This window comes from Ruegeria sp. AD9 (assembly GCF_056542305.1).
The window spans coordinates 40,505-54,220 of the sequence record NZ_JBQFZP010000004.1; the positions used below are offsets into that span (position 1 = coordinate 40,505).

Annotated in this window: 15 protein-coding genes; 7 read left to right on the forward strand and 8 right to left on the reverse strand. The window is 57.8% G+C overall.

Annotation, left to right across the window (positions count from 1 at the left end):
- The first annotated feature begins 40 nt into the window (after positions 1-40).
- Positions 41-1,303 (forward strand): FAD-dependent monooxygenase, encoded by a 1,263-nt coding sequence (locus ACR0AM_RS07395; protein WP_480622534.1) that lies wholly within the window; start codon positions 41-43, stop codon positions 1,301-1,303.
- On the opposite strand, the gene ACR0AM_RS07400 is transcribed toward ACR0AM_RS07395, so the two are convergent.
- The 6 genes from ACR0AM_RS07400 to ACR0AM_RS07425 all read right to left on the reverse strand — a co-directional run bounded on the left by ACR0AM_RS07400 (position 1,300) and on the right by ACR0AM_RS07425 (position 5,319).
- Positions 1,300-1,485 (reverse strand): Trm112 family protein, encoded by a 186-nt coding sequence (locus ACR0AM_RS07400; RefSeq protein WP_209504973.1) that lies wholly within the window; start codon positions 1,483-1,485, stop codon positions 1,300-1,302. The genes ACR0AM_RS07395 and ACR0AM_RS07400 overlap by 4 nt on opposite strands.
- Positions 1,482-2,123, reverse strand: coding sequence for an LON peptidase substrate-binding domain-containing protein (locus ACR0AM_RS07405; protein ID WP_209504974.1), 642 nt, complete (start codon positions 2,121-2,123; stop codon positions 1,482-1,484). Before ACR0AM_RS07405 ends, ACR0AM_RS07400 begins: the two co-directional genes overlap by 4 nt.
- 26 nt (positions 2,124-2,149) lie before the next feature.
- The gene (gene trxA / locus ACR0AM_RS07410; protein ID WP_480622535.1) at positions 2,150-3,064 is read right to left on the reverse strand and encodes a thioredoxin; all 915 of its coding nucleotides are present in this window, start codon (positions 3,062-3,064) and stop codon (positions 2,150-2,152) included.
- 75 nt (positions 3,065-3,139) lie between these two features.
- Positions 3,140-3,928, reverse strand: a complete 789-nt coding sequence (locus tag ACR0AM_RS07415; RefSeq protein ID WP_480622536.1) for an exodeoxyribonuclease III — start codon at positions 3,926-3,928, stop codon at positions 3,140-3,142.
- Between the two features lie 73 nt (positions 3,929-4,001).
- Complete coding sequence (locus ACR0AM_RS07420; RefSeq protein ID WP_480622537.1) at positions 4,002-4,394, reverse strand: GFA family protein; 393 nt, start codon at positions 4,392-4,394, stop codon at positions 4,002-4,004.
- 238 nt (positions 4,395-4,632) lie between these two features.
- A complete protein-coding gene (locus ACR0AM_RS07425) occupies positions 4,633-5,319 on the reverse strand; it encodes a response regulator transcription factor (RefSeq protein WP_171724917.1) in 687 nt (228 codons plus the stop codon).
- Positions 5,320-5,481: 162 nt separating this feature from the next.
- Here ACR0AM_RS07425 and ribA point away from each other — a divergent pair, with 162 nt between their 5' ends.
- Together ribA and ACR0AM_RS07435 are read left to right on the forward strand one after the other, a co-directional pair.
- On the forward strand, positions 5,482-6,573 hold the full coding sequence (ribA, locus tag ACR0AM_RS07430; RefSeq protein ID WP_480539617.1) for a GTP cyclohydrolase II: 1,092 nt from the start codon (positions 5,482-5,484) through the stop codon (positions 6,571-6,573).
- The gene (locus ACR0AM_RS07435) at positions 6,570-7,070 is read left to right on the forward strand and encodes a L,D-transpeptidase family protein (protein WP_480622538.1); all 501 of its coding nucleotides are present in this window, start codon (positions 6,570-6,572) and stop codon (positions 7,068-7,070) included. The genes ribA and ACR0AM_RS07435 overlap by 4 nt, the downstream gene beginning before the upstream one ends.
- Here the strand turns inward: ACR0AM_RS07435 and ACR0AM_RS07440 are convergent.
- Together ACR0AM_RS07440 and ACR0AM_RS07445 are read right to left on the reverse strand one after the other, a co-directional pair.
- Positions 7,054-7,713, reverse strand: a complete 660-nt coding sequence (locus tag ACR0AM_RS07440; protein ID WP_480622539.1) for a YggS family pyridoxal phosphate-dependent enzyme — start codon at positions 7,711-7,713, stop codon at positions 7,054-7,056. The two genes, ACR0AM_RS07435 and ACR0AM_RS07440, sit on opposite strands and share 17 nt — an antisense overlap.
- Positions 7,714-7,812: 99 nt before the next feature.
- The gene (locus ACR0AM_RS07445) at positions 7,813-8,832 is read right to left on the reverse strand and encodes a porin (protein ID WP_480622540.1); all 1,020 of its coding nucleotides are present in this window, start codon (positions 8,830-8,832) and stop codon (positions 7,813-7,815) included.
- 281 nt (positions 8,833-9,113) lie between these two features.
- On the opposite strand from ACR0AM_RS07445, the gene ACR0AM_RS07450 reads away from it, so the two are divergent.
- The 4 genes from ACR0AM_RS07450 (at position 9,114) to holA (ending at position 13,712) form a co-directional block, all read left to right on the forward strand.
- Complete coding sequence (locus ACR0AM_RS07450) at positions 9,114-9,599, forward strand: DUF3576 domain-containing protein (RefSeq protein ID WP_480484184.1); 486 nt, start codon at positions 9,114-9,116, stop codon at positions 9,597-9,599.
- Between the two features lie 72 nt (positions 9,600-9,671).
- Positions 9,672-12,209 (forward strand): leucine--tRNA ligase, encoded by a 2,538-nt coding sequence (gene leuS / locus ACR0AM_RS07455; RefSeq protein WP_480622541.1) that lies wholly within the window; start codon positions 9,672-9,674, stop codon positions 12,207-12,209.
- The gene (lptE, locus tag ACR0AM_RS07460; protein ID WP_480622542.1) at positions 12,196-12,687 is read left to right on the forward strand and encodes an LPS assembly lipoprotein LptE; all 492 of its coding nucleotides are present in this window, start codon (positions 12,196-12,198) and stop codon (positions 12,685-12,687) included. The genes leuS and lptE overlap by 14 nt, the downstream gene beginning before the upstream one ends.
- Positions 12,684-13,712, forward strand: a complete 1,029-nt coding sequence (gene holA / locus ACR0AM_RS07465) for a DNA polymerase III subunit delta (protein WP_480622543.1) — start codon at positions 12,684-12,686, stop codon at positions 13,710-13,712. Before lptE ends, holA begins: the two co-directional genes overlap by 4 nt.
- Positions 13,713-13,716: the final 4 nt, after the last annotated feature.

Consider the following 13,716-nt stretch of genomic DNA (forward strand, 5'->3'; position numbering starts at 1 on the left):
TGCTTTTTGGCTTGAAAGAACGGTAGCGACAGGACTGCACATGGACAATCCCGAAAGGGCGCGCATATTGCAGGGCATGACACAGGCATCTGACATTCTGATCGTGGGCGGCGGGCTGAACGGCCCGGCTTTGGCATTGGCTCTGGCACAAACCGGACATTCGGTCACAGTGATTGATGCGCTGGAAGAGAAGGTCCGCAAGAATGCAGCATTCGACGGGCGAGCCTATGCGCTGGCCTTGGCGTCACAGCGCTTGCTGGCTGCCATCGGTGTCTGGGACCGCGTTGCGGAACACGCCCAACCGATGCTGGAGATCAAGGTCACAGACGGCCACGCCGGTACAGGCCCGTCACCGTTTTTCATGCATTTCGACCACGCCGAAATAGAAGAAGGCCCGATGGGGTATATGGTCGAAGACCGTCACCTGCGCCGCGCCTTTCTGGACGCTATGGCTGATGAGCCCCGCATCACTCAGCTGAGTGGCAAGACTGTTGTGTCGCAACAAGCCGACACCACTGGAGTGACCGTGACGCTGGACGATGGTTCGACTGTGAACAGCAGCCTGCTGGTTGGGTGTGACGGCCGCCACAGCGGCACCGCGCGCCGCGCAGGTATCAAGCGCACAGGTTGGGAGTATGGCCAGACCGCACTTGTCTGCGCCATTGAACACGAGCTGCCGCATCACGGCATTGCCCATCAGTTCTTCATGCCGCCAGGCCCCTTGGCGATTCTGCCGCTGACCGGCAATCGCAGTTCCATTGTATGGAGCGAACGCACCAAGGCCGCGCAACAGATCAACGCCCTGCCCGAGGGCGACTATCTGCAAGTCCTACGCCCACGGTTCGGCGATTTCCTAGGTGAAATCCGCCTGGCAGGAGATCGTTTCACCTATCCTTTGAACCTGACCATCGCCAATTCCTTTGTCGCTGATCGTCTGGCACTGGTCGGGGATGCCGCCCACGGGATGCACCCGATTGCCGGTCAGGGCCTTAACGCCGGTCTGCGTGATGTCGGCGCGCTGGCAGAGGTTCTGACCTTGGCAGGGCGGCGCGGCGAAGACATCGGGTCGCTTATGGTGCTGGAACGCTATCAGGAATGGCGCAGGTTCGACACCGCTGCTCTTGCGATGGCAACGGATGTTTTCAACAAACTGTTCTCGAACGACAACCCGTTGCTGCGCATTGGGCGAGACGTTGGTATGGGAATTGTCGGCGCACTGCCGGGGTTGCGGCGCGGTTTCGTCCGCGAAGCCGCCGGTTTGACCGGAGATTTGCCCAAGCTGCTGCAAGGGCAGCCAATTTAGTCCAGCTGCCGTGCCTCGTCGACCAGCATGACCGGAATGCCGTTGCGGATGGGAAAAGCCAGACCTGCTGCCTGTGACACAAGTTCCTGCCTTTCGGCGTCATAGCGCAGGGTCGTTTGCGTCTGCGGGCAGACCAGAGCTTCGAGCATGCGGCGATCAAAGGCGTGTTCAGGGTCAGTCATTGCAGTTTTTCCTCATTCGATCCGCCTCGCATTGCGAATTCTATCAATGTCATCAGCGTCTCGCGCCGTGTGCGCAGGCAAGGGGCCTCTAACAAGGCCTGTTTATCTTCCGGGTCAAAGTCCAGCAACATGGACAGCGAGTTCACCAGCAATTCATCCTCGGCGTCTTTCAGTGAAGCCCAATCGGTGGACAATTGCCGGGACGAAAAGAAGCGTTCCAGCAAAGCCAGGAACTTGGTGCGATTGAATCTGTCGTCGTTTTCGGCCTTGCCCAGATCCCTGTCAAAGCCGTCCCACGAAACTTCGCACCGCCGGTATGGCGTGAAAGCGTCCAACTCTGACACCACGCGGAACCGGGACACACCGGTCAGCGTGATCAGATAACGGCCATCTTCCGTTTCGGAAAACTGGGTCACACGCCCGACGCATCCGATGCGGTGCAGTTTGTTCTCATCATGGGCCGAAGGATTTGGCTGGACCATCGCAATCAGCCGTTCCTTGGTCTTGAGCGCATCGTCCAGCATTTGCAAATAGCGCGGCTCGAAGATGTGAAGCGGCAAGCGCGAGCGGGGCAACAACAGCGCCCCGGGCAAGGGGAACACGGATACGGTGTCCGGCAGATCGGCGGGATGCATCATGTCCCAATTCTAGCTCTGATCAGAAATTAGGCAAATATCATCGAGCTGAGTTTGCGGCGACCGTTCAGAACGATCGGGTCATTGGGCTTGAGCGCATCAAAGATCGTGAAAAGCTGGGTCTTGGCGGCCCCGTCATCCCACTCACGATCCCGGCGGAACAATTCCAGCAATTGCGCCACGGCTTCTTCCACTTCGCCGTTCGCATGCAATGCCTGTGCCAGGTCAAACCGGGCCTGAAGATTTTCGGGGTCTGCTTCAACGGCCGCTGTCAGATCAGCCACCGAACCCGCATCAGCCGCTTGCTTGGCCAGCTGCAATTGCGCATGCGCAGCCTCGACCTCGGCCGAGTTGGATATTTCAGCCGGTGCACCGTTCAGGATGGCCTCGGCATGCTCCAGATCGCCAGTGGCGATATGTGCCCGCACCAGCCCGCCATATGCTGCCGCGTGGTTCGGGTCTTCGCCAAGAACGGCGGCAAAAGTCTGCGCGGCATCTGCCGCTGCGCCTTCGCTCAGCATTTCTTCGGCGGCAATTACGGCGTCATCCAATTGACCACCGGGGCTTTCCCCACCTGACGTCTCGATCACGCGGTCTACGAAAGCCTTGATTTCGGACCCCGGCAGCGCGCCCTGAAAACCGTCCACGGGTTGCCCTTTAAAAAACGCGTAGACCGTTGGAATCGACTGGATGCGCATTTGCGAGGCGATCATCTGTGCCTCGTCCACGTTGATCTTGACCATCTTCACCGCGCCTTTGGCGGCGGTAACAGCGTCTTCCAGCAGCGGGCCCAGCGTCTTGCACGGGCCGCACCAGGGTGCCCAGAAGTCAACGATAACAGGCGTTTCCTGCGAAGCTTCGACCACATCGACCATAAAAGTGGCCTCGGTCCCGTCCTTGATCAGATCGGTGGCTGGGGCGGCTGCGCCGTTCAGGATGTCCATGGCAATCACTCTTTCGTTCGAACTTGCGCTCTATATGCAATCGCTTGTCGCAGAAACCAAGGGCAGAGTTTCAGTTCAGATGTCGAAAGTCGCAAAGACCGGCGCATGATCACTGGGCTTCTCCCACCCACGCGCATCCCGCAGAATGCGACTGGAATGACCCGCATTCGAAATATCGGGCGTGGCCCAGACATGATCCAGCCGCCGCCCCTTGTCTGCCGCATCCCAGTCGCGGGCCCGGTAGGACCACCAGCTGAAAAGCTGCCCTTCGGGAATATCCTGCCGGGTGATATCGACCCAACCACCCGCGTCCTGGGTCTCGGCCAGATGTTCCACTTCAATCGGAGTGTGCGAGACGATCTTGAGCAATTGTTTGTGTGACCAGACGTCATCTTCACGCGGGGCAATGTTCAGATCGCCGACGAGGATGGATTTTTTCGGCTTTTCTGCGTGGAACCAATCGCGCATGCCCGTGAGATAGTCGAGCTTTTGGCCAAATTTCTCATTCACTTCACGATCTGGCACATCACCGCCAGCGGGGACATAGAAGTTGTGGATCGTGACACCATTCTCCAACCGCCCGGCTATGTGGCGTGCGTGGCCGAGATCTGCGAAATCCATGTCGCCCACCTCCTCTATCGGCAGGCGGGACAGGATGGCGACGCCATTATATCCTTTCTGGCCACGGGCAATCATGTGGGTATAGCCCAGCGCCGCGAACCCTTCGGTCGGGATCTTTTCAACCGGAGACTTGCATTCCTGCAAACACAGAACATCCGGTGCCTCTTCTTCCAACAGTTTCAGCACGATAGGTTCGCGCAGTCGGACCGAGTTGATGTTCCAGGTGGCAAGTGTGAAGGGCATGGCGAGGATTCCTCTGTCGCGATTTGGCGAAGGTTAACGCGGTGGGGGGTGGGGTGCCATCAGAAAAGAAAAGCTAGGACGGGTGGCTTTCATTTTGGGGGGCATCGTCGCAAATCTCGTACCAGTCCGGCTTTTCCGAAACAAATTCGTGAAACTGAACTTTCTGCTTTAACCCAGTATCCAATGCGTTTGCAGCGATTGGAAAACTGTCTGCTTCTGAAGTGATTTCGCCCAAAGATGTCCCGCATTTCGTGCAGAAACACCTGCCGTATTTGTAAGGCGGATCAGGCTGGTGCAGCGTTACGTTTTCCCTTCCCCGAACCCACACCAAGTCTTCTTTGTTGACAAATACGACTGTGCTGGCCCCGGCTTTTCTGCATCTTGAACAATGGCAGGTTCCCATCACGGATGGTTGAGACTTCAGGTTAAACTTCACCGCCCCGCACAAACAGCGTCCTTCGATCATCACGCGCTCCTCCAACCTTTCGCAAGAATTAGAACATTACAGGAACAAAATGGATTCCGCAACGCCTGTGACGGTATAGGCGGCGCATGATCTCGCCCTTCAGAAAAGAAAAAAGCCGGGCCATTCGGCCCGGCAGTCCAACAGGGAGGTGCATGTCATAACCCGGACATGCGCGGGTTGGGAGTAACCTAATTATAAGTACAGGGTATCACTTTGATCCAAGTCAATCCACACCCAGTTAAGACACTAGCCTATATCCACCGGATTCTGTGACCAAAAGGCGCGCATTTGACGGATCGGGCTCAATCTTCTGACGCAGGCGGTAGATGTGGGTTTCCAGCGTATGCGTTGTAACACCAGCATTATATCCCCAAACTTCGTGAAGCAGCACATCCCGCGCCACCACGCCGTCGGTCGAGCGGTACAGGAATTTGAGGATGTTGGTTTCCTTCTCGGTCAGGCGGATTTTTCTGTCCTCTTCCGTGATCAGCATCTTCATCGCCGGTTTGAACGTATAGGGGCCAAGTACAAATACTGCGTCCTCGGATTGTTCATGCTGGCGAAGCTGCGCACGGATACGTGCCAGAAGCACCGGGAACTTGAATGGTTTCGAAACATAGTCATTCGCGCCGGCATCCAGGCCCAGGATCGTATCGGCATCGCTGTCATGACCGGTCAGCATCAGGATCGGGCTTTTGACACCCTGTTTGCGCATGAGGCGGCACAGTTCGCGCCCGTCGGTATCCGGCAGACCCACATCAAGAATGACCAGGTCATAGATCGCTTCGCGCGCGCGCTCCATGGCAGAGTGACCGTCTGACGCCTCAAACACGTCAAAGTCTTCGGTCATGACAAGTTGCTCGCTGAGCGCCTCGCGCAGGTCCTCGTCATCGTCCACCAGCAGGATTTTCTTGAGTTGAGCCATTTCCCGGTCCTCCAAACGCTTTTCCATCACTTGCGCGTGGAATATGCAATCAACAAGATTTGCTGCAACCGTTTCACGCCTTCGTGTCAGAGTTCGCGGAAATGTTTCACATTTCCTTTCGAAAGGGCTAGGAGAAAGATTGAGCGTTATAGGGTAACATTGATGAGTCTCATCCCCGATATCACGGAACTTCTCGCCCGGGCCCGGGCCGATCTGCGCATGGGCGTTCCCGTTGCGCTGACCGATGACAGTGGCTTCAGCGTGCTTGCGGTTTCTGCCGAAACGCTCAGCCCGCAGCGTCTGGCCGACCTGAAAAAACTAGGGAATCCGGTGGTGGCCATAACTGGGCGACGCGCTGAAACCCTGAAAGCGCGGGCGTACGACGGGGATCTGGCGCGGGTTTCGATCCCGGCGGATGCAGATATCGCGTGGGTACAGGCGGTTGCTGATCCTTCCGACGATCTGAACGCGCCCATGAAGGGCCCGTTGATGACCGAGCGGCACGGCAATGCCAATCTGCACCGTATCGCAATAGCATTGGCCAAATCCGCGCGCATCCTTCCCGCTGTGGTCGTGGTACCTGTCGAGGACGGCAGGGCATTTGCCGCTTTGCACGGTTTGACCTGCATTGATCACACGCGCGCCACGCCTCATCTGGCGGATCGCAGTACTTTGCACGAAGTCGTCGCGGCCCGCCTTCCGATGGAGGTGTCCGAAGCCGGTCGGTTACACGTCTTCCGACCTGAAGACGGTGGTGAAGAGCACTATGCCGTCGAGATCGGTCGCCCGGACCGCGACAAGCCTGTGCTGGCCCGATTGCATTCTGCCTGTTTCACCGGCGATCTGATGGGAAGCCTGAAATGTGACTGCGGCCCGCAACTCCGCGGTGCCCTGGCACAGATGGGGGCAGAAGGTGCAGGCGTTCTTCTGTATCTGAATCAGGAAGGGCGCGGTATCGGTCTGGCGAACAAGATGCGCGCTTATTTCCTTCAGGATCAGGGTTTTGACACCGTTGAGGCGAACCACAGGCTGGGTTTTGAGGATGATGAGCGTGATTTTCGGCTTGGGTCGGACATATTGAAATCGCTGGGTTTCAACTCTGTCCGCTTGCTGACCAACAACCCGGCCAAAATCGCCATGATGGAACGGACAGGTATCGCAGTAACCGAGCGTGTCCCTCTGAAGGTTGGCGAAACCTCTCACAACCGGGGATACCTGGCGACCAAGGCCAAGAAGTCAGGGCATCTGCTTTGACCCCAAACGATCTTGTTCTAACTCCACGAGGCATCCGGTTTCTTGGCAGGGTGTTCCCCTGTTCCGTGGGCAAAGGCGGGTTGAGCAACGCAAAACGCGAAGGCGATGGCGCGACCCCAACCGGACATCATCGAATCGTCGGTATGCTGTACCGGGCCGACCGAATGGCCGCCCCCAGCAAATGGGCCCGTGCCATTGGCCCACGGGACTTGTGGTCTGACGACGTGTCTGAAAGCAGATACAACCACATGGTCAGCGCACCCTATGCATTCAGCCACGAAAAGCTGCGCCGCGCCGACCCGTTATATGATCTGATTCTGTTGACCGACTGGAACTTGCCAAACGCGGTTCCGGGCAGAGGGTCAGCGATTTTTCTGCACCAATGGCGCAGACCCGGTTATCCAACCGAAGGCTGCATTGCCTTTCGCCGGGATCATCTGCACTGGATCGCAGGGCGCATTGCCCCCGGATCACGGCTGATCATTCCTGAGGTTTAACCCGTTCGCCAAAGATGGCGGAGCCAACGCGCACATGTGTCGCGCCAAGGGCGATGGCCTGTTCGAAATCTTGACTCATTCCCATAGACAATCCATCAAGCCCGTTGCGTGCGGCGATTTTGGCCAATAGCGCAAAGTGCAAAGCCGGCTCTTCATCGACCGGGGGAATGCACATCAATCCACACACAGGCAGATCCAATGACCTGCACTCGGCAATGAAACCATCCGCGTCCGCAGGAAGGATACCGGCCTTTTGGTCTTCCTCACCGGTGTTGACCTGAATGAACAGGTCCGGACAGGTTCCCATTTCCTGTGCCAAACGCGCCAGTGTCTTGGCCAGTTTGGGTCGATCTACCGAATGGATCGCATCGCACAGTTCCATCGCGTGACGGGCCTTGTTGGTCTGCAACGGGCCAATGAGGTGCAGATCAATACCCTCGAACTGTTCTTTGAACGCGGGCCACTTTCTTGCTGCTTCCTGCACGCGATTCTCGCCAAAACATCTGTGCCCCTGCTCAAGAACCGCCTGCACCCTTTCATTCGGCTGCACTTTAGACACGGCAATCAGTTTGACAGAACCAGCCGGTCTGTCTGACCTGGCTTCGGCTTTGGCGATACGTGCGGTGATGTCTTGCAGCGACATGGGACCCTCATCCTGTTTTGCGCAGAAAAACACCAAGTCGGCGCAAAAGAAAAGGGCGAGTCCGAAGACCCGCCCTTAAACCTTGCGGTTCAGATCAGCTTAGAAGTTGAACTGAGCACCGAAGTCAGCAACCATGGTCGAATCTGCGCAGATGTCACAGTCGTTGACACCGATACCACCGCGCAGCGATGCACCGCCGCCCAGGTCGTAGATCGCGCCAACAGCAACCTGCTGAGTATCAGCAGACGCGTTACCGTCACCGTAGGTGAACAGCAGGGTGGTTGCAGCGCCCAGGTTGTAGGCAGCCGACAGACCCCATGCAGTACCGTCAGTTGCAGTAACTTGAGTTGCGTCGTCTGCAACAAACAGAGTACCCGAGAAGTCACCCCATTCGCCACCCAGGGTCAGAACGGTCAGGCTCGGATCGCTTACACCAGCAACACCAGCGTCGGTCTGGCCGTAGGCCAAAGCAGCTGTGATGTTGTTGAAGGTGTAGGTTGCGCTGATGTCCCAACGGTCTGCACTAATAGGTGCACCGTTCAGAGCTGCAGTCGCTTGGTCGTACGATGCGCCAAACGAGAAGTCGCCAACCGAGTACTGGAAGAACACGGCGTTCGAACCCGAACCGGTCGAAGTGTAACCCAGGAAGCTGTAGTCAACACCCGAGTACTGACCTGCGAACAGCTCAAGACCAACTTCGTTGCCGTAGTAGTTTGCCAGGTTGTCGAAGGCACCTGCAACGTTACCGGCGTCAACACGCAGGCCACCGTAGATGACCGAGAAGCGTGCACCGTTCAGACCGGCGGAGTTTGCTTCACCGTTGCCGCTGTTTTCGTCAGCTTGCAGACGAACGCGGCCTTCGAAACGAACACCACCGTCGGTTTCTGCAATACCGTCGATGTTCAGACGGAAGCGCGAGACCAGGATCGCGTCGTCAGTTTGAACAACGGCAGTACCAACGCCTGTCGCGGTACCGGTTGTCTGGACGTTTACAACGGTACCGCTACGATCTTCAACGTAACCAATACCAAAGCGGCCATAACCGCTGAAGTTAACTTCAGCTGCTGCAACGCCTGCGGTCGCAATCAGCGCCGTCGATGCGAAGAGAACTTTTTTCATCTTGTTTCCCTCGGTTTCAAAAGAGTTATCTACTCGACATATGCCTCGGCACATGTCTCAGCACGGACACCGTTTCGCTCTTTTTGCCCCCTTTGCGCAAGCTTGGCATAAAGACGTCGGCGTCATTGAGGTCAAATTGGTGCAAGGATGCCACAGTCAGTTTTCGCCCCGATGCAGCTGATACACTTACATTTCAGAAGAATGGGCTTGTTGCAGCGGGGGTCCTTGGCTAGGAGTATCCCCTGAATACTGTAGAACAAGTGAAACAGGACCTGTTTGCAATGCGCCTGCCGACGATTTTGGGAATGATCCTGCTGACCGCTGCTCTTTCGGCATGTGGGCAGAATCGAAACGCTTCGACAACATACTCCCCGAACATCGCTGGCGGCAATTCGGACGAACAAGAGCTGAATGACCCCGATCGGGCAACTATCTGGGATATCTTTGACCGCAGCACCGCCGAGCAGACCACAAACGTAAACCGGTATCTGTGGGCGGCTTCACTGGATGTACTGAGCTTCCTGCCCGTGCAGGAGGTTGATCCGTTTACCGGTGTAATCGTAACGGGTTACGGCACACCTCCGGGCGGCGGCCGATCCTACCGGGCAACTGTTCATATCAGCGATCCGGCGCTTGCCGCGCGCTCTTTGTCGGTTGCGCTGCAATCGAGCGGGGGGGCTCCGGTGAGTGCGGCAACATCCCGCGCAGTCGAGGATGCGATTCTATCGCGCGCCCGGCAGCTACGCATAGCAGACAACAAGTTCTAGCAACCCGCCGAAAATCACAATATTACCACGCCGGGTTCCTACCCGGCGTTTTCATTCACGAAGGACCGCACAATGTCGCGCTACTCGGCCACTGAAATCGAAGCAAAATGGCAGGAGGCCTGGGACAAGGCCGGGATCTTCACCGCCAACCACAAGGCGGACAAGCCGAAATACTATGTGCTTGAGATGTTTCCCTACCCGTCTGGCCGAATCCATATGGGGCATGTGCGCAACTACACGATGGGTGACGTCATCGCGCGGCACAAATTGGCGACGGGCCATAACGTGCTGCACCCGATGGGCTGGGACGCATTCGGGATGCCTGCGGAAAATGCCGCGATGGCCATCGGGGGTCATCCGAAGGACTGGACCTACAGCAACATCGCCGACATGCGCGACCAGATGAAACCACTTGGCCTGTCCATCGACTGGTCTCGTGAGTTCGCGACCTGCGACCCCGAGTATTACGGCCAGCAACAGGCGCTGTTCCTCGATATGCTCGATGCCGGGCTAGTCTATCGCAAAAACGCTGTGGTGAACTGGGACCCGGTCGACATGACCGTTCTGGCCAACGAGCAGGTTGAAAATGGTCGTGGCTGGCGTTCGGGTGCATTGGTAGAGCGACGCGAGCTGACCCAGTGGTTCTTCAAGATCTCGGACTATTCCGAAGAATTGCTGGATGCGCTGGACACTCTGGACAACTGGCCCGCCAAAGTGCGCCTGATGCAGGAGAACTGGATCGGCAAATCCCGTGGTCTGCAATTCGGCTTTGAACGCACAGACGGCGGCGATCCGATCACCGTCTATACAACCCGCCCCGACACGCTGCTGGGCGCATCTTTCGTTGGCATCTCGCCCGATCACCCGATCGCAAAACAGCTTGAAGCCGAAAATCCAGAAGTGGCTGAATTCGTGGCCGAATGTCGCAAAGGCGGTACCACTGAGGAAGCCATAGAAACCGCCGAAAAGCTGGGCTTTGACACAGGCATCAAGGTCAAGCACCCGCTGGACCCGAGCTGGGAACTGCCGGTCTGGATCGCCAATTTCATCCTGATGGATTACGGCACGGGCGCAATCTTTGCCTGCCCTGCGCATGATCAGCGTGACCTCGACTTTTGCCGCAAATACGGCCTTCCTGTGGTCGACACATTCTTTGCACTGGATGACGACACGCCGGTCGACAAAATCGCATTCGTCCCGACGAAAACCGAGAAAGTCCGCTGGGTGAACCACTTTGCCGGTTTGACCGAAGCGACAGGCGAAGAAGCCATCACCGCCACCGTCGATTTTGCTGAACAAGCCGGTTGGGGCGAGGGTGTCACCAAATACCGTCTGCGGGACTGGGGCCTCAGCCGTCAGCGCTATTGGGGGTGTCCGATTCCCGTCGTGCATTGCGAAAGCTGCGGTGTGGTGCCCGAGAAAAAGGAAAACCTGCCGGTCCGCCTGCCTGACGATGTCACATTCGACAAACCCGGCAACCCGCTGGACCGCCACCCGACCTGGCGCGATTGCGCCTGCCCGTCTTGTGGCGCGCCGGCCAAGCGCGAGACCGACACGATGGATACCTTCGTCGATTCGTCGTGGTATTTCGCGCGCTTTACCGCTCCGCGTGCGGAAACACCCACCGATCTGGCCGAGGCTGAATATTGGATGAATGTCGACCAGTATATCGGCGGCATTGAACACGCGATTCTGCACCTGCTATATTCCCGGTTCTTTGCGCGGGCGATGCACCTTACCGGCCACTTGCCTAAGAAAGCCATCGAGCCGTTCGACGCGCTGTTCACGCAAGGCATGGTGACGCATGAGATTTACCAGACGCGCGACGCCAACGGCCGCCCGGTCTATCACCTGCCCGAGGATGTAACCAACGGCAAACTGGCCGATGGCACAGAGGTCGAAATCATCCCCTCAGCCAAGATGTCGAAATCCAAGAAAAACGTGGTCGACCCGGTCAGCATCATTTCGGCCTTTGGGGCCGACACGGCCCGCTGGTTCGTGTTGTCCGATTCGCCACCCGAGCGGGACGTGGAATGGACGGCGGCAGGGGCCGAAGCCGCCTATAAGCACTTGAATCGCGTTTGGAACCTGTGTGACAGGATAGGCGCCATGGACGCCGATGCAGCGGGCGAAACCGATGAGGATCTGTTGCGCGAGATGCACAAAACCATCCGCGACGTGACATTGGGTGTCGAAAGCTTTGGCTTCAACGCAGCCATCGCCAAACTATACGCCTTCACCAATACACTGGCAAAATCCAAGGCCGGTGCGGCGGCTCAGAAACAGGCAATCAAAACACTGGCCCAGTTGATGTCGCCGATGACGCCACATCTGGCGGAAGATATCTGGGCGCATCAGGGCGGTGAGGGCCTTGTGGCTGTCGCCCCGTGGCCCGTCGCGGATGAAGCGATGCTGGTTGATGACACCGTCACCCTGCCGATCCAGATCAACGGCAAGCGTCGCGCGGAAATCAGCGTTCCAAAAGATATGGACAAAGCCGAGGTTGAAAATATCGCGCTCAGCACCGAAGCTGTCCAAAAGGCGCTGGATGGCAACGCGCCGAAGAAAGTTATCGTTGTTCCGGGCCGGATCGTGAATGTCGTTGTTTGATCGCAGAACATTGCTTGTGATGCCGCTGGCGCTGGCTGCCTGCGGCTTTCAACCGGTTTATGCTCCGGGTGGGTCGGGCTCTGCCTTATTCGGTCGGGTGGCGGTGTCTGCGCCAAATACCGTCGAAAGCTATCTTCTGGTTCAGAACCTTGAGCACCAATTGGGCCGCAGCGCGGGCTCTGTCAGCGATTACGCTCTGGATGTTCAGGTCTCGACCGAAACCCGCGGCGCGGCCATAACCACGACGAACGAGACAACGCGGTACACGATTGATGGACGGGCCCAATACGCGTTGAAATCCAATGAGACCGGGCAGGTCGCTGCGTCCGGCACCGTAACCGATTTTGTGGGCTATTCTGCTTCGGGCTCTACCGTGTCGACGCTGGCTGACGAACGCGATGCGAAAGAACGCCTGATGGTGATCCTGTCCGGGCATATAGTGAACCGCCTGTATTCAACACCGGGCTTGTCCAAATGAAGTTGAGCCCGCGCGAGGCTGACGGGTATTTCACCAAGCCGGATGCGGACAAGACCGGGCTGCTGATCTATGGTGCGGATGCCATGCGGGTGGCGCTTAAGCGGCAGCAGGTTCTGGCCGCCCTGCTTGGTCCTGGTGCGGAAGAGGAAATGCGCCTGACCCGCCTGCCGGGTGGCGACTTGCGCGGCGATCCGGCGTCTCTGCTGGACGCGGTCAAGGCGGTTGGGTTTTTCCCCGGCCCGCGCGCGGTGTTTGTGGAAGACGCCACCGAAACCGCCTCGCCTGCGATTCTGGCCGCACTTGAAGATTGGACCCCCGGCGACGCTCAGATCATCGTGACGGCTGGTCAGCTGAAACCAAACTCGAAAATCCGCAAAGCGTTCGAAGGGCATCCTGCGGCCTATGCGATAGGTATTTATGACGACCCGCCATCGCGCGCAGAGGTCGAGCGGGTTCTGACCGAGGCGCACCTGAATAACATCCCCCGCGATGTCATGTCTGCCATCAACGAACTGGCCAACAGTCTTAGCCCCGGTGACTTCACCCAAACCATTGAGAAACTGTCGCTTTACAAGCGCGGTGACAACTCTGAGTTGACCATGGAAGACATCGAAGCCTGTACCCCGCGTTCGACCGAGGCGGCGCTTGACGACGTGCTGAACGTGGTTGCAGAAGGCCGCGCCGGTGAGATCGGACCGCTGATCCGGCGGTTGCAGGCACAGGGTACCAACGGGGTAACTCTGTGCATTGGGGCAACCCGGCATTTCCGCACCCTTTATGCCTGCGCCTCGGATCCCGGTGGTGCGGCGCAGGGTATCGGCAAGTTGCGTCCGCCGGTTTACGGCAAACGGCGTGACCGTATTCTGCGTCAGGCACAGGGCTGGGGCGCGCCCAAGCTGCAAACTGCTCTGACCGTTCTTACGGATACCGACCTCTCCCTGCGCTCCGCCGGACAGACCGCCCCCTCAATGGCACTGGTCGAGCGCGCAATGATTCGTCTGGCGATGCTTGCGCGGTCGCGCTGAGTTA